The 25373-nt window shown below is 75.4% G+C and carries 24 protein-coding genes; 5 read left to right on the top strand and 19 right to left on the bottom strand.

Translation table 11 applies throughout. The features are described 5' to 3' along the window. Window positions 1-141: 141 nt before the first annotated feature. The 12 genes from GD970_RS04110 to glmS all read right to left on the bottom strand — a co-directional run bounded on the left by GD970_RS04110 (window position 142) and on the right by glmS (window position 12634). Window positions 142-885, bottom strand: a complete 744-nt coding sequence (locus GD970_RS04110; protein ID WP_152201129.1) for a succinate dehydrogenase/fumarate reductase iron-sulfur subunit — start codon at window positions 883-885, stop codon at window positions 142-144. After that, on the bottom strand, window positions 882-2867 hold the full coding sequence (locus tag GD970_RS04105) for a fumarate reductase/succinate dehydrogenase flavoprotein subunit (protein WP_152201127.1): 1986 nt from the start codon (window positions 2865-2867) through the stop codon (window positions 882-884). The genes GD970_RS04110 and GD970_RS04105 overlap by 4 nt, the downstream gene beginning before the upstream one ends. Window positions 2868-2875: 8 nt before the next feature. Next, complete coding sequence (locus GD970_RS04100; RefSeq protein WP_152201124.1) at window positions 2876-3577, bottom strand: succinate dehydrogenase cytochrome b subunit; 702 nt, start codon at window positions 3575-3577, stop codon at window positions 2876-2878. A gap of 459 nt (window positions 3578-4036) precedes the next feature. After that, window positions 4037-4894: a sulfurtransferase gene (locus GD970_RS04095; protein WP_152201122.1), complete on the bottom strand. Its 858-nt coding sequence runs from the start codon at window positions 4892-4894 to the stop codon at window positions 4037-4039. Next, a complete protein-coding gene (rimI, locus tag GD970_RS04090) occupies window positions 4891-5394 on the bottom strand; it encodes a ribosomal protein S18-alanine N-acetyltransferase (RefSeq protein ID WP_152201120.1) in 504 nt (167 codons plus the stop codon). Before rimI ends, GD970_RS04095 begins: the two co-directional genes overlap by 4 nt. Then, window positions 5391-6077 (bottom strand): tRNA (adenosine(37)-N6)-threonylcarbamoyltransferase complex dimerization subunit type 1 TsaB, encoded by a 687-nt coding sequence (gene tsaB, locus GD970_RS04085; protein ID WP_152201118.1) that lies wholly within the window; start codon window positions 6075-6077, stop codon window positions 5391-5393. The genes rimI and tsaB overlap by 4 nt, the downstream gene beginning before the upstream one ends. A gap of 88 nt (window positions 6078-6165) precedes the next feature. Further along, window positions 6166-6984, bottom strand: coding sequence for a hypothetical protein (locus GD970_RS04080; protein ID WP_152201115.1), 819 nt, complete (start codon window positions 6982-6984; stop codon window positions 6166-6168). Further along, entirely contained in the window at window positions 6981-7499 is a 519-nt protein-coding gene (gene tsaE / locus GD970_RS04075; protein WP_152201113.1) for a tRNA (adenosine(37)-N6)-threonylcarbamoyltransferase complex ATPase subunit type 1 TsaE, read from the bottom strand. The genes GD970_RS04080 and tsaE overlap by 4 nt, the downstream gene beginning before the upstream one ends. After that, entirely contained in the window at window positions 7496-8734 is a 1239-nt protein-coding gene (gene alr / locus GD970_RS04070) for an alanine racemase (protein WP_405002560.1), read from the bottom strand. Before alr ends, tsaE begins: the two co-directional genes overlap by 4 nt. A gap of 31 nt (window positions 8735-8765) precedes the next feature. Next, the gene (locus tag GD970_RS04065; RefSeq protein ID WP_152201111.1) at window positions 8766-10334 is read right to left on the bottom strand and encodes an NAD(P)H-hydrate epimerase; all 1569 of its coding nucleotides are present in this window, start codon (window positions 10332-10334) and stop codon (window positions 8766-8768) included. A gap of 46 nt (window positions 10335-10380) precedes the next feature. Next, a complete protein-coding gene (locus GD970_RS04060; RefSeq protein ID WP_152201109.1) occupies window positions 10381-10749 on the bottom strand; it encodes a holo-ACP synthase in 369 nt (122 codons plus the stop codon). A 28-nt stretch (window positions 10750-10777) separates the two neighbouring features. After that, window positions 10778-12634 carry a glutamine--fructose-6-phosphate transaminase (isomerizing) gene (glmS, locus tag GD970_RS04055; RefSeq protein WP_152201107.1) on the bottom strand — a complete coding sequence of 619 codons (1857 nt, stop codon included), beginning with the start codon at window positions 12632-12634 and terminating at the stop codon, window positions 10778-10780. 165 nt (window positions 12635-12799) lie between these two features. Between glmS and coaA the strand changes: the two genes are divergently transcribed. Then, on the top strand, window positions 12800-13756 hold the full coding sequence (coaA, locus tag GD970_RS04050; protein ID WP_226925148.1) for a type I pantothenate kinase: 957 nt from the start codon (window positions 12800-12802) through the stop codon (window positions 13754-13756). Between the two features lie 45 nt (window positions 13757-13801). Here the strand turns inward: coaA and GD970_RS04045 are convergent, their stop codons facing one another. The 5 genes from GD970_RS04045 to GD970_RS04025 all read right to left on the bottom strand — a co-directional run bounded on the left by GD970_RS04045 (window position 13802) and on the right by GD970_RS04025 (window position 19797). After that, complete coding sequence (locus tag GD970_RS04045) at window positions 13802-14674, bottom strand: DedA family protein (RefSeq protein WP_152201103.1); 873 nt, start codon at window positions 14672-14674, stop codon at window positions 13802-13804. A 169-nt stretch (window positions 14675-14843) separates the two neighbouring features. Then, window positions 14844-16193, bottom strand: a complete 1350-nt coding sequence (glmM, locus tag GD970_RS04040) for a phosphoglucosamine mutase (protein WP_152201101.1) — start codon at window positions 16191-16193, stop codon at window positions 14844-14846. A 571-nt stretch (window positions 16194-16764) separates the two neighbouring features. Beyond that, entirely contained in the window at window positions 16765-17256 is a 492-nt protein-coding gene (rpsI, locus tag GD970_RS04035) for a 30S ribosomal protein S9 (RefSeq protein WP_152201098.1), read from the bottom strand. Between the two features lie 43 nt (window positions 17257-17299). Then, complete coding sequence (rplM, locus tag GD970_RS04030) at window positions 17300-17743, bottom strand: 50S ribosomal protein L13 (RefSeq protein WP_152201096.1); 444 nt, start codon at window positions 17741-17743, stop codon at window positions 17300-17302. A 374-nt stretch (window positions 17744-18117) separates the two neighbouring features. Next, window positions 18118-19797 carry an ATP-binding cassette domain-containing protein gene (locus tag GD970_RS04025; protein ID WP_152201093.1) on the bottom strand — a complete coding sequence of 560 codons (1680 nt, stop codon included), beginning with the start codon at window positions 19795-19797 and terminating at the stop codon, window positions 18118-18120. A 106-nt stretch (window positions 19798-19903) separates the two neighbouring features. On the opposite strand from GD970_RS04025, the gene GD970_RS04020 reads away from it, so the two are divergent. The 3 genes from GD970_RS04020 (at window position 19904) to fdhD (ending at window position 21903) form a co-directional block, all read left to right on the top strand. Next, entirely contained in the window at window positions 19904-20248 is a 345-nt protein-coding gene (locus tag GD970_RS04020) for a DUF5709 domain-containing protein (RefSeq protein ID WP_152201091.1), read from the top strand. Between the two features lie 147 nt (window positions 20249-20395). Next, complete coding sequence (locus GD970_RS04015; RefSeq protein ID WP_152201089.1) at window positions 20396-20998, top strand: DUF5709 domain-containing protein; 603 nt, start codon at window positions 20396-20398, stop codon at window positions 20996-20998. A gap of 68 nt (window positions 20999-21066) precedes the next feature. Beyond that, on the top strand, window positions 21067-21903 hold the full coding sequence (gene fdhD / locus GD970_RS04010; protein ID WP_152201087.1) for a formate dehydrogenase accessory sulfurtransferase FdhD: 837 nt from the start codon (window positions 21067-21069) through the stop codon (window positions 21901-21903). Between the two features lie 42 nt (window positions 21904-21945). On the opposite strand, the gene truA is transcribed toward fdhD, so the two are convergent. After that, window positions 21946-22881 (bottom strand): tRNA pseudouridine(38-40) synthase TruA, encoded by a 936-nt coding sequence (gene truA / locus GD970_RS04005; protein ID WP_211489906.1) that lies wholly within the window; start codon window positions 22879-22881, stop codon window positions 21946-21948. Window positions 22882-23057: 176 nt separating this feature from the next. Here truA and fdhA point away from each other — a divergent pair, with 176 nt between their 5' ends. Beyond that, on the top strand, window positions 23058-24278 hold the full coding sequence (gene fdhA, locus GD970_RS04000; RefSeq protein ID WP_152201084.1) for a formaldehyde dehydrogenase, glutathione-independent: 1221 nt from the start codon (window positions 23058-23060) through the stop codon (window positions 24276-24278). A gap of 72 nt (window positions 24279-24350) precedes the next feature. On the opposite strand, the gene nrfD is transcribed toward fdhA, so the two are convergent. Continuing rightward, a partial coding sequence (nrfD, locus tag GD970_RS03995; RefSeq protein WP_319593448.1) for an NrfD/PsrC family molybdoenzyme membrane anchor subunit occupies window positions 24351-25373 on the bottom strand: 1023 nt, incomplete at its 5' end.

Here is a 25373-nt window from a genome sequence, read left to right as displayed (position 1 = left end):
GCCCATCGACTCAGCACGAAGATGACGCCTCACGACCGAGATGACACCTCACGACCGAGATGACGCCTCACGACCAAGATGACGCCTCACGACCGAGATGACGTCTTGGCGCCTAGATGACGTCTCGCCGGAGGGGGCGGCTCAGCGGCCGTGCACCATCGCCCGCTCGAGGTCGGCGTTGAGCGTGGAGATGACGTCCAGCGGGATCTCCTTGGGGCACACCGCGGCGCACTCGCCGATGTTGGTGCACCCGCCGAAGCCCTCGGCGTCGTGCTGGGCGAGCATGTTCACCACGCGGGCGTCCCGCTCGGGCTGGCCCTGGGGCAGCAGGCCGAGGTGGGTGACCTTCGCGGCGGTGAACAGCATCGCCGAGGCGTTCGGGCAGGCCGCCACGCACGCGCCGCAGCCGATGCAGGCCGCGGCCTCGAAGGCGCGGTCGGCGTCCGGCTTGGGCACCGGCACGGCGTGGGCGTCCGGCGCGGCGCCGGTGTTCACCGAGATGTACCCGCCGGCGTCGATGATCCGGTCGAACGAGGAGCGGTCCACCACGAGGTCCTTGATGACCGGGAACGCGCTGGAGCGCCACGGCTCGAGGGTGATGGTGTCGCCGTCCTTGAAGGACCGCATGTGCAGCTGGCAGGTGGTGGTGCGCTCCGGGCCGTGCGCGACGCCGTTGATGACGATGCCGCACATGCCGCAGATGCCCTCGCGGCAGTCGGAGTCGAAGGCCACCGGGTCCTCGCCGCGCGCGGTGAGCCTCTCGTTGAGCACGTCGAGCATCTCGAGGAAGGACATCTCCTCGGAGACGCCCGGCACCTCGTAATCGATCAGGCGGGGCTCGGCGTGCGGGCCGGCCTGGCGCATGACCCTGATGGTGATCTTCACTTGTAGCTCCGCTGCTTCATCTCGATGTTCTCGTAGACCAAGGTTTCCTTGTGCAGGACGGGCGCCTGGTCGCCCCCCGCCCACTCCCACGCCGCGACGTAGGCGAACTCGTCGTCGTGGCGCAGGGCCTCGCCGTCCTCCGTCTGGGACTCCGCCCGGAAGTGCCCGCCGCAGGACTCGCGCCGGTGCAGGGCGTCGATGCACATGAGCTCGCCCAGCTCGAGAAAGTCGGCCACGCGGCCGGCGCGCTCGAGCGCCTGGTTGAGCTCCTCGTTGGTGCCCAGCACCTTCACGTCGCGCCAGAACTCCTCGCGCAGCGCGCGGATGAGCTCGATGGCCTTCTTCAGGCCCTCCTCGCTGCGCTCCATGCCGCAGTACTCCCACATGATGTGGCCGAGCTCCTTGTGGAAGCTGTCCACCGAGCGGGAGCCGTTGTTCGTGAGGAAGTACTTGATGCGCTCGCGCACCGACGTCACCGCCTCGACCACCGCCGGGTGGTCGGCGGGCACCTTCTCGAAGGGCCCGTCCGCCAGGTAGTCGTTGATGGTGTTGGGTAGCACGAAGTAGCCGTCGGACAGGCCCTGCATGAGCGCCGAGGCGCCCAGGCGGTTGGCGCCGTGGTCGGAGAAGTTCGCCTCGCCGGCCACGAACAGGCCCGGGATGGACGACTGCAGGTCGTAGTCGACCCACAGCCCGCCCATCGTGTAGTGCACGGCCGGGTAGATGCGCATCGGCACCTCGTAGGGGTTGTCCCCGGTGATGCGCTCGTACATGTCGAACAGGTTGCCGTACTTGGCGGAGACCGCCGCGCGGCCCATGCGCTGGATGGCCTCGGCGAAGTCGAGGTAGACGCCGCGGGAGACCCCGTCGACCTTCGGGCCCACGCCGTAGCCCTCGTCGCACACCTGCTTGGCGGCACGGGAGGCGATGTCGCGGGGCACGAGGTTGCCGAAGGCGGGGTACTTGCGCTCGAGGTAGTAGTCGCGCTCGTCCTCGGGGATCTGCCGCGGGTCGCGGTCGTCGCCCTTCTTCTTCGGCACCCAGATGCGCCCGTCGTTGCGCAGCGACTCGCTCATGAGGGTGAGCTTGGACTGGTAGTCGCCGGAGACCGGGATGCAGGTGGGGTGGATCTGCGTGTAGCAGGGGTTGCCGAAGAAGGCGCCCTTGCGGTGGGCCCGCCAGGTGGCGGTGACGTTGGAGCCCATGGCGTTGGTCGACAGGTAGAACACGTTGCCGTAGCCGCCGGTGGCGAGGACGACGACGTCGGCCAGGTGGGTCTCGATCGCGCCGGTGACCATGTCGCGGGCGATGATGCCGCGGGCGCGCCCGTCGACGACGACGAGCTCGAGCATCTCGTGGCGCCGGTGCGTGGTCACGGTGCCCGCGGCGACCTGGCGCTCGAGCGCCTGGTAGGCGCCCAGGAGGAGCTGCTGGCCCGTCTGGCCGCGGGCGTAGAAGGTGCGCGAGACCTGCACGCCGCCGAAGGAGCGGTTGTCGAGCAGGCCGCCGTACTCGCGGGCGAACGGCACGCCCTGGGCCACGGCCTGGTCGATGATGTTCGCGCTGACCTCGGCCAGCCGGTAGACGTTGTCCTCGCGCGAGCGGTAGTCCCCGCCCTTGACCGTGTCGTAGAAGAGCCGGAAGACCGAGTCGTTGTCGTTCTTGTAGTTCTTCGCAGCGTTGATGCCGCCCTGGGCGGCGATGGAGTGCGCCCGGCGCGGGGAGTCCTGGTAGAAGAAGGCCGACACGTTGTAGCCGGCCTCGCCCAGCGTGGCGGCGGCCGAGGCGCCCGCCAGGCCGGTGCCGACGATGATGATGTGCAGCTTGCGGCGGTTGGCCGGGTTGACCAGCCGGGCGCGGAACTTGCGTTCCTCCCAGCGGTCGCGCAGCGGCACGTCGGGGGCCTTGGTGTCGGCGATGTTCGCGCCCTCGCGGTACAGCCCGTTGATGAGGTCGCTCTGGGTCTCGATCGTTTGCGTCATTTCGTCCCTCACTTCACGAAGCCGAGCAGGATGGCCGTCGGGGGCGCCATGAACCCGACCAGGAGCAGGCCGGCCACCACGTAGGCGGCGAGGTTGAGGCCGCGCTGGCGGCGGCGGTTGTTCTGGCCCAGCGTCTGGGCGGCGCTCCACACGCCGTGCCGCACGTGCATGGTCAGCAGGACGATGGCCACGAGGTAGGCGAGGTAGACGTACCAGTGCTCGGGCTGGAAGGCGGTCACCAGGCGCTGGTACGGGCTGTCGAACGTGCCGCCGACGTTGATGGTCAGCGTCGTGAACTGCAGCAGGTGGAAGATGATGAAGGCCAGGATGATGATCCCGCCCCAGCGCATGGTCCGCGAGGAGTAGGTCTGCACCTGGCGCTTGTGCATGATGTAACGCGTGCCGCGCGCGGCCCGTGCCCGCGCCCACAGCGTCACCGCAGCGTAGAAGTGGACGACGAGCGCGACGACGAGGACGAGGCGCTGGATCCACAGGAAGCCCTCGTGGGGCAGGTAGGGGTACAGCAGCGTGCGCAGGCTGGCCGCGTAGCCGTCGAAGGCCTCCTGGCCGGCGAAGGCCTTGAGGTTGCCGTACATGTGCAGGAGAACGAAGAGGACGAAGATGACGCCGGTGACGGCCATCGACGCCTTGAGGGCGACGGTGGTGTTGCGGGCGCGGCGCGGCCTCGTCGGCGCAGTGGTCGTGACCATGGTCCTGATGGTACCGAGTTCTAGGTCACAGCCGCGCCACCGCCCGGGCACCTTTACGGCATTTCGTTCGCATACCGGCCATCGCGTGGGCCGTATCACACCCGGTGTCGGGATCCGACGGCGCCTCCCGTCCGTTGGTCCTGACCGCGGTGCGCACCGACGCGCGGTGGTGCGGCGGCCGTAACTCCGGCAGCCGCCGGCGGGCGGGTGCGGCGCCAGTGCGCCGTTCACGTTCGCTGTTCAGCCATGTGTTCGCTGAGATGACGTTCGAGGGGGTGTCGCGCCCCTCGGTCCGGCCTCATTCCGACCGGGTGCGCGCTGCCCGGACGGCTCCGACCTCCCCCGTCACGGCCGCGGACATGGCGGCGACACGGCCGGGACATGGCGGCGACACGGCCGGGACGTGGCGGCGTCACGGCCGGGACGTGGCGGCGGCTCAGCCGGCTCCCGCCCGGGCGGTCACTCGCCGCCCGTGGCCGCCGGGCGGGCGGGGTCGGCCGACCACTGCGACCAGGAGCCGGGGTAGAGCGCCGCCGGGAGTCCGAGGCTGGCCAGGGCCGCCACCTCGTGGGCCGCGGTGACGCCCGAGCCGCAGTAGACCGCCACCGGCGCGGCGCCGTCGACGCCCAGGGCCGCGAAGCGCGCGGCGAGCTCCGCCGCCGGCCGGAAGGTCCCCGCGGGCGTGAGGTTGTCGGTGGTCGGGGCGCTGCGGGCCCCGGGCACGTGGCCGGCGCGCGGGTCCACCGGCTCCACCTCACCGCGGAACCGCTCCCCGGCGCGGGCGTCGAGCAGCACACCGGCCGCCGGCCAGGCCGCGGCGCCGTCGGCGTCCACGGTGGGCATCCCCGGCCGGCCGGAGGCCACCAGCGGCAGGACGACGTCGCCCTCGGCCGGGCGGACCTCCCCGGTCTCCAGCGGCAGGCCGCCGTCCCGCCAGGCGGTCAGGCCGCCGTCGAGGAGCCGGATGTCGGCGAGGCCGGCCCAACGGAGCAGCCACCAGACGCGGGCGGCGGAGGTGCCGCCGACGGCGTCGTAGGCGACCACCCGGTCGCCGTCGCGGACGCCCCAGCGGCGGGCCGCGGCCTGGAGGTCCGCCGGTGCGGGCAGCGGGTGACGGCCGGCGGCGGGCGTGGGCGGGGCGGCGAGCTCGGTCTCCAGGTCGACGAACACCGCGCCGGGCAGGTGGCCGGCGCGGTAGGCGGCGCCGCCGTGCGGGGCGCCCAGCGCCCACCGCACGTCGAGCAGCACGGGCGGGCGCGGCCCGGCGAGCTCGCAGGCCAGCTCCTCGGCGGTGACGAGCACGTCCTGGCGGGTCATCGGGCGCCCACCTGCTCGCTGCCGATCGGGCCGGGGCCCCGGCGCAGCTGGGTGCGCATGACGATGGCGTCCTCCCCCTCGGCGACGTAGTAGTGGCGCCGGCGGCCGATGGGGACGAAGCCGGCGCGGGCGTAGAGCGCCTGGGCGCCGTCGTCGGAGGCGCGCACCTCCAGCAGCACGCTGTGCGCGCCCTGGTCGCGGGCGACGTCGAGGAGGGCGCCGAGCATCTGGGTGGCGATGCCGCGGCGGCGGTAGCCGGGGGCCACGCCGATGGTCATGACCTGCGCCTCCTCCCCCGCGGCCAGGCCCGCCCAGCCCACGAGCAGCTCGCCGGGGCCCTCGTCGACGACCGCGGCGAGGTAGGTCCGGCCCGCGGTGGTCAGCTCCTCGGCGTAGACCTGCCGGCTCCAGGCGCCGCGGCCGAAGAGCTGGGGCTCGAGGGCGAGCACCCGGTCGAGGTCGGCGGGCGTGAGCGGGCGCAGCCGGGCCGGGGCGCTCATGCGGTGGCGCGCTTGGGCGCCGCCGCCACGTGCACGTCGGGGCGGCGCAGGTAGCGCGGCTCGGTGCCGAGCTCGACCTGCTCCCCGCGCTCGCCGCGGGCCAGGCGGGCGCGGACCAGCCGCGCGAGGACGGCGGGGTCGAGCACGTCGGGCAGGCCGGCGGTGGCGGGCAGGTCGGCGGGGTACAGGGCGGCGCCCGCGCCGGCGACGAGCGCGCCGTCGGCCGCCTCGGCCGCGGTGGCCGCCCGGGCCACCTCCGGCCCGGCCAGCCGCTCGACGTCGTCGGCGCCCAGCGCCCGGTAGCGGGCCCAGTAGACCTCCCGGCGGCGGGCGTCGGTGGCCACGAGCACCTCGGCGTCCGGGCGGGCGTCGAGCGCCTGGCGGGCCAGGACGTCGAGGGAGCTCACGCCGTGGACGGGGACGTGGCGGGCCCGGCCCAGCGCGGCGGCGGTGACCAGGCCCACCCGCAGCCCGGTGAACGGGGCCGGGCCGGTGCCGACGGCGATCGCGTCCGCATGCGGGCCGGCGGTCATCACGTCCTGGACGAGGGGGCCGAGGGTCTCGGCGTGGCGGCGGGGGTCGGGGCTGTGCGCCGCGCGCAGGACGGTGGTCGGCCCGGTGGCCGGGACGTCCACGAGGGCCACGGCGCTGCCGCTGGAGGTATCGATGCACAAGATCCGCACCTGGCCAGGGTAGTGCGGGCCCGGGCGGCGGGCCGCCGGCACGGGAGCGCACGGTTGTCGGGGCGGTCGCCCGCCGGCGCCGGTCCGCTCAGCGCCGGACCCCGCGCCGGGGGTGCCGCTCGCGCGGCCGGACGGTGCGCGGGGCCTCCTCCGGGCGGCGCAGCCACACGATCACCCCGGCCCACACGAGCAGGACGACGACGATCCCCGCGACCCACACCACCGCGCCGCTGCCGCCCGCCCGCGCCTGCTCGGCCGCCGAGCCCGGCTCGGCGCTGGCCGCCGCGCGGTAGCGGTCGTAGCGCTGCTGCACCAGGGGCTGGTAGACCTCCACCGGCGCGGCGCCGGCCAGCGCGTCGCGGGCGGCGGCATCGAGGGGGCGCACCTCGCCGTCGGCGACGGCGAACCACCCGTCGAGCGGCTCGTCGTGCACGAGCGGGGTGCTCAGGTCCAGGCCGCGAACCGCCTCCCCCAGGTCGGCGTCGCCGCGGACCTCGGCGTGCAGCTGCCGGCCCGCGCCCTCGCGGCCGGCGAGGAGCACGCCCACGGCAGCCTCGCCCAGCTCCAGCGGCGCCACCCACTCCTCGGGGCTGGCGGGCTGGACCGCCGGCGTGAGGTCGGCGCCGGTCAGCAGCCCGTCGGACCAGGTCATCACGGTGCGCACGGGGCCGACGCGCACCTCCCCGCGCTGCTGCGGGGTCAGCTCGGGCAGCTGGGCGGCGCCGGCGATGACGGCGTTGGGTCCCTCCGCCCGGAACCACTCGGCCACCTCGGCCGGGACCCCGGGGCCGGCGGCGGGGGCACCGGTCGTGGCGTCGACGTCGTGCGTGGCCCGGGCCGGGGCCGCGAGGACCAGCCCCGCCAGGACGGTCAGAGCCGCCACGAACGCGGAGGCGGCAGCCCTCACCGCGGATCCAGGGCGCCGGGGAGGTCGACGTCGGCCCACCGCGGCCCCACGCCGCGCACGAGCACCTCGCGCGGGCTGGGCTCGGCGAGCTCGGCGACCGGGGCGTCGGCCCGGTCCCCGCCGCGCGGACGGCGCACCTCGACCTCGAGCCGGTCCTCGGCCAGGGCCTCGACCTTGCCCTCGCCCCACTCCACCACCGTGACCGAGTCCTCCAGGGAGGTGTCCAGGTCGAGGGCGTCGACCTCCTCCAGGGAGCCGAGGCGGTAGGCGTCGACGTGCACGAGGTCCGGCCCGCCGCCGAGGGAGGGGTGGACGCGGGCGATGATGAACGTCGGGGAGGCGACCTGCCCGCGCACGCCCAGCCCGGTGCCGATGCCCTGGGTCAGGGTGGTCTTGCCCGCCCCGAGCGGGCCGCTGAGCAGCACGAGGTCCCCCGCGCGCAGCACCCCTGCCAGGCGGGTGCCCAGCGCCCGGGTGGCGTCGGCGTCGGCGACGGTGAGGGTCAGGTCGGTCATGCGTCCTCCCGCCCGGCCGGCACGTGCACGCGGGGCACGCGCGCGCCCAGCCGGGTGACGATCTCGTAGTTGATGGTGCCGACGACGGCGGCCCAGTCGTCCGCCGTCGGCGTGCCGTCCCGGCCGTCGCCGAAGAGCACGGCGGTGTCCCCCACCGCCACGTCGGTGCTCTCGGGGCCGAGGTCGAGGATGACCTGGTCCATGCACACCCGCCCGGCGACGTGGTAGCGCCGGCCGGCCACCGTGACCGGGCCGAGCCCGGAGGCCGCGCGCGGGATGCCGTCGCCGTAGCCGAGCGGGACCACGCCCAGGTGGGTGTCGGTGGTCGTCACGGCGGTGTGCCCGTAGGACAGCGGCGTCCCGGCGGGGGCGGCCTTGACGACGACGAGGCGGGCCTCGAGGGTCATCGCCGGGCGCAGGCCCAGCGCCGCCGAGGACGCGACGGCCGGGGCCGGGGACAGGCCGTACACGGCGATGCCCGGGCGGACCAGGTCGAAGTGGGTGGCCGGGTGGAACAGGGTGCCGGCGGAGGCGGCCAGGTGCCGCACGCGGGGGCGCAGCCCGCCCCGCTCGGCCTGGGCGAGCGCGGCGGTGAAGACCTCCACCTGCCGCCCGGTGGCGGGGTTCTCCGGCTCGTCGGCGCAGGCGAGGTGGGACCACACGCCCACGACGTCCACCGTGCCCTCGGCCTGCGCGGCGGCCGCGGCGGCCACCAGTTCGTTGAAGGCCTCCGGCCGCGCGCCGCCGCGCCCCATGCCGGTGTCCACCTCGAGGTGGACGCGGGCGGTGCGCCCGGTGGCGCGGGCGGCGGCGGCGATCTCCGCGACCGCCCACGGCGCGCTGGCGGAGAGGTCGATGTCCGCCTCGAGGGCGCGGCCCAGCGGGGCGCCGGGGGCGAAGATCCAGCTGAGGATGGGCGGGTGCGCGGGCGCGGCCGCCCCGTCGGACGCGGCGGCGGGGCCGCCGGCGCCGGCGTCCAGCCCGGCGCGCAGCTCCAGGGCCTCGGCCAGCTGGGCGACCCCGAGCCAGGTCGCCCCGCCGTCCAGCGCGGCGCGGGCCACCGGCAGCAGGCCGTGCCCGTAGGCGTCGGCCTTGACCACGGCCATCACCTCGGCCCGGGGCGCGGCGGCGCGCAGCACGCCGACGTTGTCCGTGATGGCGCCCAGGTCGACGACGGCGCGCGCGGGGTGGACGTGCACCCCGGCGGGGCGCGTGGTGATCTCGGGCAGGCTCACGCCTCTCAGTCTCCCACCTGGGTCCGGCCGCTCAGCGCAGCAGCGCCCCGACGGCGCCCGGCAGCGCCGCCGCGACGTCCTGAGCGGTGATGGGTGCGCCGGGCCCGGACCCGTCCGGGCCCTGGCCGGCGGCGCGGCGCGCCGCCCGGCCGTGCAGGAGGGCAGCCGCGGCGGCCAGCCGGGCGGGCAGGGCGGTCAGCCGGCCCTCCTGGTCGGCGGCGATCGCGTCGCCGTAGCCGGCCAGCAGCGCGCCCAGCACCCCGGCGAGCACGTCGCCGGCGCCGGCGGTGGCCAGCCACGGCGTGGCGTCCGCCTGGGCGTACAGCGGCCCGTCCGGGGCGGCCACGACCGTCGTGGCCCCCTTGAGCAGCACGGTGGCGCCGGTGATCTCCGCGGCGAGGTGGGCGTGCCGGGCGGGGGCCGCCTCGACCTCGGCCCGGCCGACCTCCTCCCCGCGGGCGGTGAGCAGCGTGGCCAGCTCGCCGGCGTGCGGGGTGAGCACCACGGTGGCCGGCAGGTCGAGGTGGCCGTCGTCGTGCACGAGGCTGAGCCCGCCGGCGTCGAGCACCGCGGGCAGGCGGGCGGCCAGGGCGGCGCTCAGGCTCTCCTCCATGGCCTGGGTGCGGGCGGCGTCGTCGGGGTCGATGCCCGAGCCGATGACCCAGGCCTGGACCCGGCCGGGGGCGGTGACCACCTCGGGGTGACGGGCGTGCACGAGCCCGGTGGGCACCTCGGGGCCGCGGTAGCGGACCATGCCGAGCCCGGCGCCCACGGCCCCGGCGACGGCGAGCACCGCCGCGCCGGGGAAGGCCTGGGAGCCGGCGACGACGCCGAGGACGCCACGGGTGTACTTCTGGTCGGCCGGGCCCGGCACGGGCCACAGGTCGGCGACGTCGGCCGCGGCGAGGCGGCACACGGCGGGCGCCGCGGCGGCCAGGGCGCCGTCCAGCCCGAGGTCGACGACCTCGACCCGGCCGGCGAGCGTGTCGGCCGGGGGCAGCAGCAGGCCCGGCTTGGCGGTGCCCATGGTGACCGTGACGTCGGCGGGCAGCACCGGGCCGGGGACGGCGCCGTCGTCGACGCCGATGCCGCTGGGCACGTCGACGGCCACCACCACCGGCTCGTCCGGGGAGGCGGCCTTCTCGGCCGCGAGCGCGCCGACCACCCGGTCCAGCGGCTCGCGCAGCGGCCCGCGCGCCCCGATCCCGGTCAGCCCGTCCACCCAGACCCCGGCGGCGCGGGCGAGGGCGACGACGGCGCCGGGCACGTCGGGGGCGGCGAGGACGTCGTGGACGCGCACCCCCGCCGCGCGGGCGGCGGCCAGGCCCGCGGCGTGCGGGCGCTCGCCGAGCACCGCGGCGTGCACCTGGCAGCCGCGGCGGGCCAGGTGGGTGCCGGCGAAGAGGGCGTCGCCGCCGTTGTTGCCCCCGCCGACCAGGAGCAGCACCACCGAGCCGCTGACGCGGTGGCCCCGCCCGCGCAGCTCGGCGGCCACCTGGGTGGCCAGGGCGAAGGCGGCCCGGTCCATGAGCGGCTCCCCGGCGGCCAGGAGGGGGGCCTCGGCGTCGCGGACGGCGGCGGCGGTGTGCGCGCGGATCATGGCCCCATGGTGCCCCGCCGCGCCCGATCCGGCCGCCCGATGGGCGTTATTCGCGGGGGCGGTCCGGTCCCTCGGCCACCACCATGGCCGAGGCGATGCCGCCGTCGTGGGTGATCGACAGGTGCCAGCGGGTGATGCCCAGGGCCGCCGCGCGGGCGGCCACCGTGCCGCGGATCTCCACCACCGGCGCCGACCCGGAGATGCGGTGGACGGTGCAGTCGTGCCACCGCATCCCGGGCGGGGCGCCGAGCGCCTTGGCGATCGCCTCCTTGGCGGCGAACCGGGCCGCCAGGGAGGCGTCGGGCAGGTCGCGCTCCTCGGGGGTGAAGATCCGCTCGCGCAGCCGCGGGACGCGCTCGAGCTCGGCGACGAACCGGGCCACGTCGCACACGTCGACGCCCACCGCGACGATCATCGCCGCCCCCGCCCGGCCCCGCCGGCGCTCACTCGACCGTGACGGACTTGGCGAGGTTGCGCGGCTGGTCCACGTCGTAGCCCTTGGCGCCCGCGAGCGCGCAGGCGAAGATCTGCAGCGGCACGACGGTGACCAGCGGCATCATCAGGGTCGGGGTGCGCGGGACCCGGAAGATGACGTCGGCGAACTCGTTGACCGCCTCGTCGCCCTCCTCCGCGATGACCAGGGTGCGCGCGCCGCGGGCGCGCACCTCCTGGATGTTGGAGACGACCTTGTTGTGCAGCACGGGGCGCCGCGGGGTCGGGACGATGAAGAAGACCGGCTGGCCCTCCTCGATCAGCGCGATCGGGCCGTGCTTGAGCTCGCCGGCGGCGAAGCCCTCGGCGTGGATGTAGGCGAGCTCCTTGAGCTTCAGGGCGCCCTCGAGGGCCACGGGGTAGCCCACGTGACGGCCGAGGAAGAGCACCGAGGAGGCGTCCTTCATGGCCTCGGCGACGGCGCGGACCTCGTCGGCGTGGTCGATCACGTGCTGGATCTTCTCGGGCAGCTTGCCGAGCTCCTCGAGGTAGCCGGCCACCTCGTCGGGGAACTTGTTCCCGCGCAGCTGGGCCAGGTAGAGCCCGAGCAGGTAGCAGGCGGTGATCTGGGCGAGGAAGGCCTTGGTGGAGGCGACGGCGACCTCGGGGCCGGCGTGGGTGTAGAGCACCGCGTCGGACTCGCGCGGGATGGTCGAGCCGTGGGTGTTGACCACGGCCAGCACCTTCGCGCCCTGCTCGCGGGCGTGGCGCACGGCCATGATCGTGTCCATGGTCTCCCCGGACTGGGAGATGGCCACGACGAGGGTCTTCTCGCTCACCACCGGGTCGCGGTAGCGGAACTCGTGCGCCAGCTCGACCTCGACCGGGATGCGGCACCAGTGCTCGACGGCGTACTTGGCCACGTGCCCGGCGTAGGCGGCGGTGCCGCAGGCGACGACGATGATCTTGTCGACGCTGCGCAGCACGGCCTCGTCGATGCGCAGCTCGTCGAGGACGAGGTTGCCCTGCCCGTCGGTGCGCCCGAGGAGGGTGTCGGCCACGGCCTTGGGCTGGTCGTGGATCTCCTTCTCCATGAACGTGCCGAAGCCGCCCTTGACCGCGGCGTTGGCGTCCCAGTCCACGGTGAAGCGGCGCCCCTCGGCGGGGTTGCCGTCGGCGTCGACCACGCGCACGTCGTCGGCGGTGATGGTGACCACCTGGTCCTGGCCCATCTCCAGCGCCTCGCGGGTGTGGGAGATGAAGGCGGCGACGTCGGAGCCGAGGAAGTTCTCGCCGTCGCCCAGGCCGATGACCAGGGGGGAGTTGCGGCGGGCGCCGACGACGGTGCCCGGCTCGGCGGCGTGCACGGCGAGCAGGGTGTAGGCGCCCTCGAGGCGACGGGTGACGGCGAGCATCGCCGAGGTCAGGTCCTCGCTCTCGGCGTAGGCCCGGGCGAGCAGGTGCGCGACGACCTCGGTGTCGGTCTCGGACTGGAAGCTCACCCCGGCGTCGAGCAGCTCGACCTTGAGGGTCTGGAAGTTCTCGATGATGCCGTTGTGGATGACGGCGAGGCGGCCGTCCTCGCTCAGGTGCGGGTGGGCGTTGAGGTCGGTGGGCGCGCCGTGGGTGGCCCAGCGGGTGTGGCCGATGGCCACGGTGCCGGCGGGCAGCGGCTCGGCCTCGAGCGTCTCGCGCAGGTTGCCGAGCTTGCCGGCGCGCTTGGCGCTGGCGAGCCCGTCGGGGGTGACGACGGCGACGCCCGCCGAGTCGTAGCCGCGGTACTCCAGGCGGGCCAGGCCCTCCATCGTCACCTCGAGCGGACGGTTGCTGGGGGCCGCGGAGCCCACGTACCCGACGATTCCACACATGCGCGTCAGGATAACCGGCGCGCGGCGGGGTGCCGCCATGATCGGGCTCACGCGAGGCCAGCCCGGAACATGATCGGGCTCACGCCCGGCCCGCGGACGGTTCCGGACGGGCCGGTGGACGGCCGTCGTCGCCCGCACGCGCGGACGTACGCCACACTTAGGGCCGTGCCCGCCCCATCCCGCGCCGTCGCCACCTCCCCGTTCGTCGAGTTCGACCGGGACTCCTGGAGCCGGCTGGCCGCCACCACGCCGCTGCCGCTGACCGACGCCGACGTGGTGAACCTGCGCGGGCTGGGCGACCCGCTGGACCTGGCCGAGGTCGACGTCGTCTACCGGCCGCTGTCGGGCCTGCTCCAGCTGTACGCGGCCGCCACCCGGGCCCTGCACCAGGCGACGTCGACGTTCCTGGGCGAGCGGGCCACCCGCACGCCCTACGTCATCGGGGTGGCCGGGTCGGTCGCCGTGGGCAAGTCCTCCACCGCTCGGCTGCTGCGCGAGCTGCTGCGCCGCTGGCCGCAGACCCCGCGCGTCGAGCTGGTCACCACCGACGGGTTCCTCTACCCCAACGCCGAGCTCGAACGGCGCGGCCTGCTCGAGCGCAAGGGCTTCCCCGAGTCCTACGACCGGCGGGCGCTGCTGCGCTTCGTCGCCGCCGTCAAGGGCGGCGCGGCCGAGGTCGCGGCGCCGCTGTACGACCACGTGCGCTACGACATCGTCCCCGGCCACCACCAGGTGGTGCACCGGCCCGACGTCCTCATCGTCGAGGGCCTCAACGTCCTGCAGCCGGCGCGGGCCCGGGCGGACGGCACGTCCTCCCTCGCGGTGAGCGACTTCTTCGACTTCTCCATCTACGTCGACGCCCGCACCGCCGACGTCAAGCGGTGGTACGTCGACCGGTTCCTCAAGCTGCGGCGCACGGCGTTCGCGCAGCCGGAGTCCTACTTCCGCAAGTACGCCGACCTCGACGACGTGGCCGCGGTGGCCCGGGCGGAGTCCATCTGGGACGCCATCAACGCCCCGAACCTCGTGCAGAACATCCTGCCGACCCGTGGCCGGGCCACGCTGGTGCTGACGAAGTCCGCCGACCACAGCATGCACCGCATGCGGCTGCGCAAGCTGTAGGCGTCCTCCGGCAGGCTTCGGGCGCTGCCCCGCGGGCTCGGGTCCTCAGGCGCCGGCCGCCGCGCGGCCCTCGCCGCGCAGCTCCCAGCCCTCCTCGCCGGGGCGCGGGCTCTCGCCCGGGCGCGGGGCGTCACCGGCGCGCCGGGCCTCACCGGGGCGGGCCTCCCGTCCGCGGGCCGCCCCGTCGTCCGCCGACGCGGCCGGGGGCCCGGTCGGCACCGGGACCGCCGGCGCCGCGTCCGCGGGTGCGTCCTCGCCGGGGGCCGGCAGGTCCTGCGTGAGGATCTCCTCGGGGGTGGGCACCGTGGGGAACCACCGCCGCTGGACCACCCCGAGCAGCTTGTCCACGCCGAGCCCGACGAACACGCCGCCGACCACGCCGACGGCGACGCCGACCAGCGGGTGGTCGTGGAGGAAGACCCCGGCGCTCATCCCCAGCAGCGTGGAGTAGCTGCCCCACATCACCGCGGCGATGGCGACGATGACGACGAACCGGCGCCGCGGGTACCCGACCGCCCCGGCGGTCATGTTCACCGCGACGCGCCCGATGGGCACGAACCGGGCCGAGAGGATGAACACGGTGCCGCGCCGGGCCAGGGCGTGCTTGGCCCACCGCAGCGTCGCCTGGCCCCGCCGCGAGGAGAACAGCCGGAATCTCTCGATGGGCAGCTTCGTGCCGATCGTGTAGGCGATCACGTCGCCGCAGAAGGCCCCCACGGCCCCGGCGAGGATGAGCAGCCACAGGCTGGGCCCGTCGCCGGCGACGGTGAGCACCGCGACGGCGATGATGACCGACTCGCTCGGCACCGGCGGGAAGAACCCGTCGATGGTGGCCAGGATCACGACGGCCAGGAGGATCCACGGCGACCCCGCCAGTCCGAGGACGGCCTCCTGGATCACCGTCATGGCCTCGTGCAAGTCGGCTCCTCGGGTCCGACGCCCGGCGGCGCCAGCGCCGCGGTGGCGCCTGGCACCAACGGTACGTCACCGCCGTGAGCGGCGGGATGGGGGTCGCCCCCGAGATGCCCCTGGTCCGGCCCCGGGGTCAGCGGCCCGCGGTCAGCGGCCCGCGGTCAGCGGCCCGCGGTCACAGGCCCAGCCGGTCGCGCACCACCCCGGCGAGCCGGTGCGCGGCGGAGTCGGCCTCGGCCTGGGTGCCCGCCTCGACCATGACCCGCACGAGCGGCTCGGTGCCGGAGGGGCGCAGCAGCACCCGGCCCGTCTCCCCCAGCTCGGCCTCGACGGCGGCGACGGCGTCCGCCAGGCCCTCGTCGCTGGCCGCGCGGTTCTTGTCCACCCCCGCGACGTTGACGAGCACCTGCGGCAGGCGGGTGACGACGCCGGCGAGGTCGGCGAGCGTGCGCCCGGTGCGCACCACCTGCGCGGCGAGGAGCAGGGAGGTGAGGACGCCGTCGCCGGTGGTGGCGTGCTCGGCGTTGATGATGTGGCCGGACTGCTCCCCGCCCAGGGTGTACCCGCCGGCGCGCATGGCCTCGAGCACGTACCGGTCCCCCACGCCGGTCTGCACGGTGGCGATGCCGGCCTCCTTCATGGCCAGCAGCAGCCCGAGGTTGCTCATCACCGTCACGACGAGGGTGTCGCCGGCCAGCGTGCCGTCGGCCTTCATCGCCATGGCCAGCAGGCCCATGATCTGGTCGCCGTCGACGAGGGCGCCGGTGTGGTCCACGGCCAGGCACCGGTCGGCGTCGCCGTCGTAGGCCACCCCGAACGCGGCGCCGGAGGCCACGGTGACCGCCTGGAGCTGCTCGGGGTGGGTGGAGCCGCAGTCGCGGTTGATGTTGCGCCCGTCGGGGGAGGCGTTGATGACGACGACGTCGGCACCGGCCTCGCGCAGGGCCAGCGGCGCGATGTCGCTCGCGGCGCCGTTGGCGCAGTCGACGGCGATGCGCACGCCCTGCAGGTCGGTGCCCGCGGCCGCGACGAGGTGGTCGATGTAGTTGCGGTCGGCCAGCGCGGAGTCGGCGCTGATCCGGCCCACCTCCCCGCCCACCGGGCGCTCCCAGTCCGCCTCGAGGCCGGCCTCGATCTGGTCCTCGATGGCGTCGTCGAGCTTGAACCCGCCGCGGGCGAAGAACTTGATGCCGTTGTCGGGCATGGGGTTGTGGGAGGCGGAGATGACGACGCCGAGGTCGACGTCGGTGCTCGCCGTCAGGTGCGCGACCCCGGGGGTGGGCAGCACGCCGAGCTGGGTGACGTCCACGCCCGCGCTGGCCAGGCCGGCGGCGACGGCGGAGGAGAGGAACTCCCCGGAGATGCGGGTGTCCCGGCCGATCACGGCCCGCGGCCGGCGGTCGGCGAAGTCGCCCGAGGCGGTCAGCACCCGAGCGGCCGACGCCCCCAGGGCGAGGGCGAGCTCGGCGGTGACGTCGCGGTTGGCGAGTCCTCGCACGCCGTCGGTGCCGAAGAGCCGTGCCATGTGTCCTCCTGTGCTGCGGGTGTGTGCCCTGTGCTGCGGGTGCCTGCCGTGGGCTGCGGGTGTGTGCCTGGTGGGCGGCCGGTGGGTCGCGCCGGGTCCGGGCCGGCGAGCGTCGCGCCCCGGGGCGCGCGGCGCCGGTCGGAGCTGCTCCCGGGCACGGGAGGCGCGCCGGTCGCGGCTGCTCGCGGTCGGGCCTGCCGGTCGCGAGCCGGGTCCATGGTGCCACCTTCGGCGCACCACGTTGGTCCGGAACGGGCATCCGGACGCACCACGGCCGGGTCCGGGCGGTGTCGCACCTGGTCCGCGAGCAGCAATGCCGTCGCACTCGCGGGCCGGTGCGCGCGCGACTGCGACGAAGTTGCGGTGAGGCGGCGCCTCAGACAGCAACATCGTCACGCTCGCGCTCCCCACGGCCTCGCACTCGCTCCCCCTGCCCCTCCAGCGCCACAAGACTGCGGCGAGTCGGGGGTTCGCCGCCGGCGACGTCGTCGCACGCGGCGGCAACGGGCGTCCGGACGCACCACGGCCCCGTCCGCACGGGGCGGGACGGGGCCGTCGGTGGGAGCGCCGGTCAGCGCTTGGAGTACTGCGGGGCCTTGCGGGCCTTCTTCAGACCGGCCTTCTTGCGCTCGATCGCGCGGGCGTCGCGGGTGAGGAACCCGGCCTTCTTCAGCGCGGGACGGTTCGACTCACGGTCGATCTCGTTGAGCGCACGGGCGATGCCCAGGCGCAGCGCGCCGGCCTGGCCGGAGATGCCGCCGCCGCTGATGCGGGCGATGACGTCGAAGCGGCCGTCGATGTCGAGCAGCGTGAACGGCGAGCGCACGAGCTGCTGGTGCAGCTTGTTCGGGAAGTAGTCCTCGAGCGTGCGCCCGTTGATCGTCCACTGCCCGGTCCCGGGCACGAGGCGCACGCGGGCGACGGCCTCCTTGCGGCGGCCGAGGGCCTGGCCGGGGGCGGTCAGGGACTGACCCTGGCCGCCGGCGGGCGCGGCGCTCTCGGTGGTGTAGCTGCTGGGGGCGTTCTCGTCGCCCAGCTCGATGTCGGAAGTGGTCTCAGCCACAGCTCTCCTTCAGTCCTGTTCCTGCGGTGCCGCAGCGCGAGCGCTACTGGGCGACCTGGGTGATCTCGAAGGTCTGCGGCTTCTGCGCGCTGTGCGGGTGCTCCGCACCGGCGTAGACCTTCAGCTTGCTCAGCTGGGCGCGGCCCAGGGAGTTCTTCGGAAGCATGCCGCGCACCGCCTTCTCGACGGCGCGCTCCGGCTTCTTCTCCAGGAGCTCGGCGTAGTTGGTGGCCTTCAGCCCGCCCGGGTAGCCGGAGTGGCGGTACGCAAGCTTCTTCTCGAGCTTGTTACCGGTCAGGGCGACCTTGTCAGCGTTGATCACGATGACGAAGTCGCCGTTGTCCACGTGCGGGGCGAAGGTCGGCTTGTGCTTCCCACGGAGCAGGGCGGCGACCTGGGTCGCCAGTCGGCCGAGGACGACGTCGGTAGCGTCGATGACGTACCAGTTCTTCGTGACGTCGCCGGGCTTCGGTGTGTACGTGCGCACGGGCGTAGCCTTCGTTTCTTCAGCGTTCTTGTCGTCGGGTACAGCTATGGCGGCGCTGGAACCCATGGTCATGTGGTGCTCGCTGCGCGCATCCGCGCCGCTGCGCCGGCGAGTGGGAGCACCGGGAGCGCATGGGGATGCACAACGACGTCCCAGGGTACTGTGCGGCGAGCGGCGGGGTCAAAACTTTGCGGACCGAACTCCCGCGTGAGACCTGCCACGTGCGGCGCACCGCCGGGCGGGTGCGGACCCCGCCCGCTCGGCGGGTGCGGACGCCGCCGCTCGGCGGGTGCGGACGCCGCCGCTCAGCGGGTGCGGACGCCGCCGCTCAGCGGGTGCGGACGCCGCCGCTCAGCGGGTGCGGACGCCGTCGCTCAGCGGGTGCGGACGCCGTCGTCCTCCCACACCGGCTCCGGGGTCTCCACGACCGAGCCGTCCGCGCCGACGTGGAGGAACCGGTCGAAGCCGCGGGTGAACCAGCGGTCGTGGGTGACGGCGAGCACGGTGCCCTCGTACGCCGCCAGGCCGGCCTCGAGCGCCTCGGCGGAGTGCAGGTCGAGGTTGTCCGTCGGCTCGTCGAGCAGGAGCAGCGTGGCGCCGGAGAGCTCGAGGAGCAGGATCTGGAACCGGGCCTGCTGCCCGCCGGAGAGGGTCTCGACCCGCTGCTCCGCCGCGTGGGCGAGGTCGTAGCGGTCCAGCACCCGGCCGGCGTGCTCGCGGCCCATCCCGCCGCGGGCGCCCTCCCCGCGGTGCAGCACGTCGAGCAGCGTCCGGCCGGTGAGGTCGCGGCGCTGGTGGCTCTGGGCGAACCAGCCGGGCCGGACCCTGGCGCCCAGGCGGGCGACGCCGGCGTGGGCGACGGGCGCGACCGGCTGGCCGTCGGCGGGCAGGTGCTCGGGGCCGGGGTCGGTGCCGCCGGCGGCGAGCAGGCGCAGCAGGTGGGACTTGCCGGTGCCGTTGGCGCCGAGGACGGCGACCCGCTCGCCGAACCAGACCTCCAGGTCGAACGGGCGGGTGAGCCCGGTCAGCGCCAGGGCCTCGCAGACGACGGCGCGCCGGCCCGTGCGCCCGCCGCGCAGCCGCATGGTCACCTGCTGCTCGGCGGCCACCGCCTCGGGCGGCCCGGCCTCCTCGAACCGGGCCAGCCGGGTGCGGGCGGCCTGGAGCCGGGAGGCCATGTCGGCGTTGTAGGCGGCCTTCTGCTTGTACATCACGACGAGCTGGCGCAGCTTGGCGTGCTCCTCGTCCCACCGCCGGCGCAGCTCCTCCAGCCGGCTCATCCGCTCGGCCCGGGCGGCGGGGAAGGTGGCGAAGGAGCCGCCGTGGACCCACGCCGTGGCACCGGCGGGGCCGGGCTCGAGCGCGGCGACGTGCGTGGCGGTGCGGGAGAGCAGTTCGCGGTCGTGGCTGACGAACAGCACGCCCTTGGCGGTGGCGAGCAGCTGGTCCTCGAGCCAGCGCTTGGTCGGCACGTCGAGGGAGTTGTCCGGCTCGTCGAGGACGAGCAGCTCGGCGGGGCCGCGCAGCAGCGCGGTGAGCACGAGCCGTTTGGCCTCCCCGCCGGACAGCGACGTCACCGCGCGCCACTGCGCCCGCTCGAACGGCTGGGCGAGCACCTCCTGGGTGATCTCGTCCCACTCGGCCTCGGCGGCGTACCCGCCCACGTCCGCCCAGTCCGCGAGCGCCTGGGCGTAGGCGAGCTGGGCGGGCTCGTCGTCGTCGGTCATCATGTCGAGCTCGGCGCCGGCCAGGCGCCGGGCCACCTCGCGCAGCCGGTCCGGCGCGTGCTCCACGAGCAGGTCGCGCACCGTGCGGTCGTCGGCGGCGCGCCCCACCAGCTGCCCCATGACGGCCAGGGTCCCGCCGCGGCCGACGGCGCCGCGGTGCGGTGCCAGCTCGCCGGTGGCGATGCGCACCAGCGTCGTCTTCCCTGCGCCGTTGGGGCCGACCAGCGCGACCCGCTCGCCCGGGCCCACCCGCAGCGAGACGTCGGCGAGCAGCCCGCGGCCGTCGGGAAGGTCGTAGCCGATGCCGGCGAGGTCGAGGTGCGCCACGGGCGCCAGCATCGCCCGCCGCGATCGGGCCGGTCCACGCAATTACGAGGGCCGGCCGGGCCCTGAGACCCAGATCACGGCCGCCGGGCGGTGGAAGGCTAGGGCCATGAGCACACCGTTCGTGTTCCCCGACCCCGGCCGGCTCCTCGACGACGAGTCCTGGCCCTCGGACGCCGAGGACGGCCTGCCGGACCTCGACGCCGACGTCCTCGGCGTCGCCGTCCTCGACGCCGGCCGCCGCCCGGTGGGCCGGCTGGTGGCCCTGCCCGATGACGACGACGACACCGACGAGGTGGGCGAGTGGCAGGACGTCCTCGCCGAGGACGTCGGCGCGGCGGGCGGGGACCTCAGCGCCGAGGAGGCGGCCATGCACCTCCTCCCGCACGACGCCGCCGGCGGCCTGACGGACCACGAGGACGAGTACGGGCCCGTCTACGACGAGCGGCGCTGACCGGTAGGGCGCCGCCGGGGCCGCCGGTGTGCCCCGCTCGGGCAGCCGCCGGGCACCGCGCGCGTCCTCCGTGCCCTCCGGGGCGGGCGCCCGGCGGGTGCCCTGGCTCCCGGTGCGAGCCCCCGGGGCCGGTGGCACGCTGGCAGCATGAGCACCGACGGCAACACCGAGATCCCCAGCACCGAAGGCTCCCCCGGCGGCGACCAGTTCCTCGCCGACGAGTCGTGGCAGCCCGGCGAGGAGGACATGCTCCTCGACACCCCCACCGACGACGTCCTGGACGAGGGGCTGACCGCGCCGGACGAGGACCCGCTGGCGGGCGAGCACCTCACCCCGGCGGAGATGGAGGAGGGCGACACCATCGACGAGCGCGTCGCCCGCGAGGAGCCCGAGGTGTGGGAGCAGCAGGGACCGGACGCGGAGGCCTCCCCGCACGCCGGGCCGGGGCCGATGGGCGAGCCGGCCCCCGACAACGTCGCCGACGCGGGCGTCGGGCGCCTCGTCGCCGAGCCCGACGACGACGACCCCACCGACCAGGTGGGCGAGGAGCAGGACGTGATGGCCGAGGACGTCGGCGTCGACGCGGCGCGGTTCCTGCCCGAGGAGGCCGCCATGCACATCACCGACGGCGACGACCTCGCCGTCGACGAGGGCAGCAGCGTCGAGCCCGACGACGCGGACCTCGACGCCGCCCAGGCGGACTTCACCGGCGAGGCCGACGTCACCGCCGGCGAGGAGGAGCGGGCCTGACCGGCGACCCCGCGGCGCCGCACCACCGGCCGCGCGCCTAGACTGCCCGCCACGAGGGAGGTGCGGCGGTGCGAGCGACGAAGCGACGCCCGGTGGTGCGGCTGGGCGCCGACGGCGCCCGCCGCGCCCGCGCCGACACCCTCGCCGGCGAGGAGCCGCTGGAGATCCGGGTGGCCGGCGCCCCGTACAGCGTCACCATGCGCACCCCGGGCGCCGACTTCGACCTCGTCGCCGGGTTCCTCGTCTCCGAGGGCGTGGTGTGGGACGCCGGGCACATCGCGTCCATCGGCTACGGGGCGGGGGTGAACCCCGACGGCAGCCGCAGCTACAACCTCGTCGAGGTGCGGCTGGCCCCCGGGGTGGCCCCGCCATCGCCCGACCTGGCCCGGCACGTGTACACCTCCAGCTCGTGCGGCATCTGCGGCACCGCCTCCATCGAGGCGGTCACCCGCGCCTCGCGGTTCCCGGTCGGAGGCGACGGGCTGCGCATCCGGCTCGACGAGCTCCTCGCCCTGGGCGAGCGGCTGCGCCGGGGCCAGCAGGTCTTCGACACCACCGGCGGGGTGCACGCGGCCGGCCTGTTCGCCGTCGACGACGACGGGACCGCCCGCCTGGAGTGCCTGCGCGAGGACGTCGGCCGGCACAACGCCGTCGACAAGGCCGTCGGGTGGGCGCTGCGCGAGGGGCGGTTGCCGCTGCGCCGGGCCGTCCTGCAGGTCTCCGGCCGGGCGTCCTTCGAGCTGGTGCAGAAGGCGCACATGGCCGGCGTGCCCGCGCTGGCCGCGGTCAGCGCGCCCTCCGCGCTGGCCGTCGAGCTCGCCGAGGAGTGCGGCATCACGCTGGTCGGGTTCAGCCGGGGCGAGAGCGTCAACGTCTACGCCGGCGAGCAGCGCATCCTCGTCTGAGGTCAGGGTCCTCTCAGCAGCAGCCGGCGTCTCGGGCCGTTGTCAGGGCAGCACCCGGGGCCTCGCGCCGTTCTCCGGCAGCACCCGGCGCGCCCGCGCCTGCCGCGCCCGGGCGGCCAGCTCGTGGTCGGCCGGGTAGGCGACCTCCTCGAGGGTCAGGCCGTGGGCCGGGGCCACCGTCACGGCCGCGTCGCGCACGCCCGCGGCGAGCACCCGGGCGGGCCAGCCGACCGGCCGGCGCCCCTCCCCCACCGCCAGCGAGGCCCCCACCAGGGCGCGGACCATGGAATGGCAGAACGCGTCGGCCCGCACCTCGGCGACCACCAGCCCGGCGTCCGGGGCGCCGCCGGGCAGGCGCCGCCAGCGCAGGTCGAGCAGGGTGCGGATGGTCGTGGCCCCCTCGCGGGGCTTGCAGTAGGCGGCGAAGTCGTGCTCCCCGAGCAGCTGCTGCGCCGCGGCGTCCATCGCGGCGACGTCGAGCGGGCGGTTGTGCCACAGCACGTCGTGGCGGCGCAACGGGTCGCGGCGGGCGACGTCGTCGGCGATGCGGTAGGCGTAGCGGCGCCAGACCGCGGCGAAGCGGGCGTCGAACCCGACCGGTGCCTCGACCGCGCGGCGCACGACGACGTCGCTCGCCCCGCGCGGGGACCCGCCCCGGCCGAGCACCCCGGCGAGGCGCGCCACCAGCGCCTCTCCCGGGCCGCGGTCGCTGCGCCCGGGCACGGCCGCCCAGGCCGCGGCCGGGACGTCGACGTGGGCCACCTGGCCGCGGGCGTGCACGCCGGCGTCGGTGCGGCCCGCCACGGTCAGGCGGGCCGGCGCGGGCAGGCGCAGCACGGTGGTCAGCGCGTCCTCGAGCACCCCCTGCACGGTGCGCAGCCCGGGCTGGGCGGCCCACCCGGCGAACTCCGAGCCGTCGTAGGCCAGGTCCAGGCGCACCCGCACGGCGGGCGCCTCGGCAGGGTCGGTGGTGGTCACGAGGGGCAGGCTAACGCGCCGCCCGGGGCCGTCCCGCGAACGGGGAAGAACCGTCCGATGCTTCCCCCTTCCGCCTTCCAGGGGGGCGTGGCAGGGTGGAATTCCGGCCACGATGCAGTAGGCCGCGGCCGGGCTCCATGGTTCGTACAACGACGTCCGACGCGAAGGAGGCCGCTGTGGGCGGCAACAAGGCAGTCAGCTACGCAGGTCCGGGCAAGGTCGAGGTCATCGACATCGACTACCCGACGTTCGAGCTCAGGGACGGGCCCGGTGTCAACCCGGCGAATGTCGGCCGCAAGGTCAACCACGGCGCCATCCTCAAGGTGGTCGCCACGAACATCTGTGGGTCCGACCAGCACATGGTCCGCGGGCGCACCACCGCCCCCGAGGGGCTCGTGCTCGGCCACGAGATCACCGGCGAGGTCGTCGAGACCGGCCCGGACGTGGAGTTCATCAAGGAGGGCGACCTCTGCTCGGTCCCGTTCAACATCGCCTGCGGGCGGTGTCAGAACTGCAAGGAGGGCAAGACCGGCATCTGCCTCAACGTCAACCCGGACCGGCCGGGTTCGGCGTACGGCTATGTCGACATGGGCGGCTGGGTGGGCGGCCAGGCGCAGTACGTGCTCGTGCCCTACGCCGACTGGAACCTGCTGAAGTTCCCGGACAAGGACCAGGCCATGGAGAAGATCATGGACCTGACCATGCTCTCGGACATCTTCCCCACCGGGTACCACGGCGTGTTCACCGCCGGGGTGCGCACCGGGTCGACGGTCTACATCGCCGGTGCCGGCCCGGTGGGCCTCGCCGCCGCGACCGCCGCGCAGCTGCTCGGCGCCTCGGTGGTCATCGTCGGCGACCTCAACAAGGAGCGGCTCGCCCAGGCCCGCAGCTTCGGCTGCGAGACGGTCGACGTCTCCGAGGGCGACCCGAAGGACCAGATCGAGCAGATCCTCGGGGTGCCCGAGGTCGACTGCGGCGTCGACGCCGTCGGCTTCGAGGCGCACGGCCAGGGCAAGGAATCCGGCGAGGAGAAGCCGGCGACCGTGCTCAACACCGTCATGGACGTCACCAAGGCGGGCGGGCAGCTGGGCATCCCGGGCCTGTACGTCACGGGCGACCCGGGGGCCAAGGACGAGGCCGCCAAGGTCGGGTCCCTCTCGATCCGCATCGGCCTCGGCTGGGCGAAGTCGCACTCCTTCACCACCGGCCAGTGCCCCGTCATGCGCTACCACCGGCAGCTGATGAACGCGATCCTGCACGACAAGGTGCAGATCGCGAAGAACGTCAACGCCACGGCGATCCCGATCGACCAGGCCCCGCAGGGGTACAAGGACTTCGACTCCGGCGTGGCCAAGAAGTTCGTCCTCAACCCGAACGACATGATCAAGGTCGGCTGACCAGGCCGGCGCGCGCCCAGGGCCCCGGCACGGCGGTGACCCGCCGGCCGGGGCCCTTCCGCGCGCCCGGCATCAGGGCTGGGCGCGCACCGGCTCCCCGCGGTCCAGCCGCTCGCGCTGCGGGACGACGGTGTAGCGGGGGTCGCGGGCCGAGGCCTGGCCGGCCTCGAACACCCCCAGCCGGGTGCACAGCGACCCGGCGAGCAGGGCGACGCCGGAGGCCACCGCGGCCACCCGGCTGCGCCCGGCGAGCAGCGACCCGGCCGCCCCGCCGAGGGTGAGCACCCGGGCCGCGCGCATGAGCCGGCCCGCCTTGCCCTGGTGCAGCGGCTCGGCGGTGATCCCCATGGACCGCTCCATCTGGGCCTCGGCGAGCTGCTCGACCAGCGCACCGCCCAGCGCGAGCCGCCGGGCCGGCCCGGCCTGCCCGACCGGCGCGGAGACCATGCCGAGCCCGCCGGCCGCGGCGGCGGCCGAGGCGGTGAAGACGAACGGCAGCTCCCGGTAGGCCTCGTGCCACGACGGCGTGGCCGTGTCGGCCAGCAGCACCGCCGTGTACGCGGCCACCGGCGGCGCCGTCACGGCCGCGACCAGCCCCGCCGGACGTCCGACCGCCTCGAGCAGCCGCACCGGCCCCCCGCGCCAGCGGTCCGGCAGCATCGCGGCTGCCTCGGCGGCGGCGGCCGCGCCGGCGAAGGGCCCGTAGGCCACGAGGATCCACGTGCCCACCGACATCGGCGAGGTCAGCTTCGCCGTGCGCAGCATGTTGAGGAACCGGGCCGGGCGGCCCAGGTCGTGGACGAGGGCCGCGAAGCTGAACCCGAGGGCGCCGAGGGCGCCGAGGCGGGCCGGCCGGCGCAGCGCGGGCCGCCCGGTGAGGTCGGCCCCGGCCGCGAGCAGCGAGGAGCCGGCGGCGAGCCCGCCGGCGAACATGTAGGCGGGGATGTCGACCTCCCACGGCGACGGCTTGACCACCGGCCGGCCGTAGTAGGAGGTGAACTCCGCCGGCGGCACCATCGCCGGCTCGCCGCCCTGGCCCCCGCCGCCGCGCCCGCGCCGCGGGCCCGCGCCGGCCCACCGGCCCTGGCGCCGGCC

The sequence above is a fragment of the Georgenia thermotolerans genome (assembly GCF_009193185.1).
GTDB lineage: Bacteria > Actinomycetota > Actinomycetes > Actinomycetales > Actinomycetaceae > Georgenia > Georgenia thermotolerans.
The sequence above is the reverse complement of the archived record's forward strand: the minus strand, read 5'-3'. Positions and strand labels throughout refer to the sequence as shown.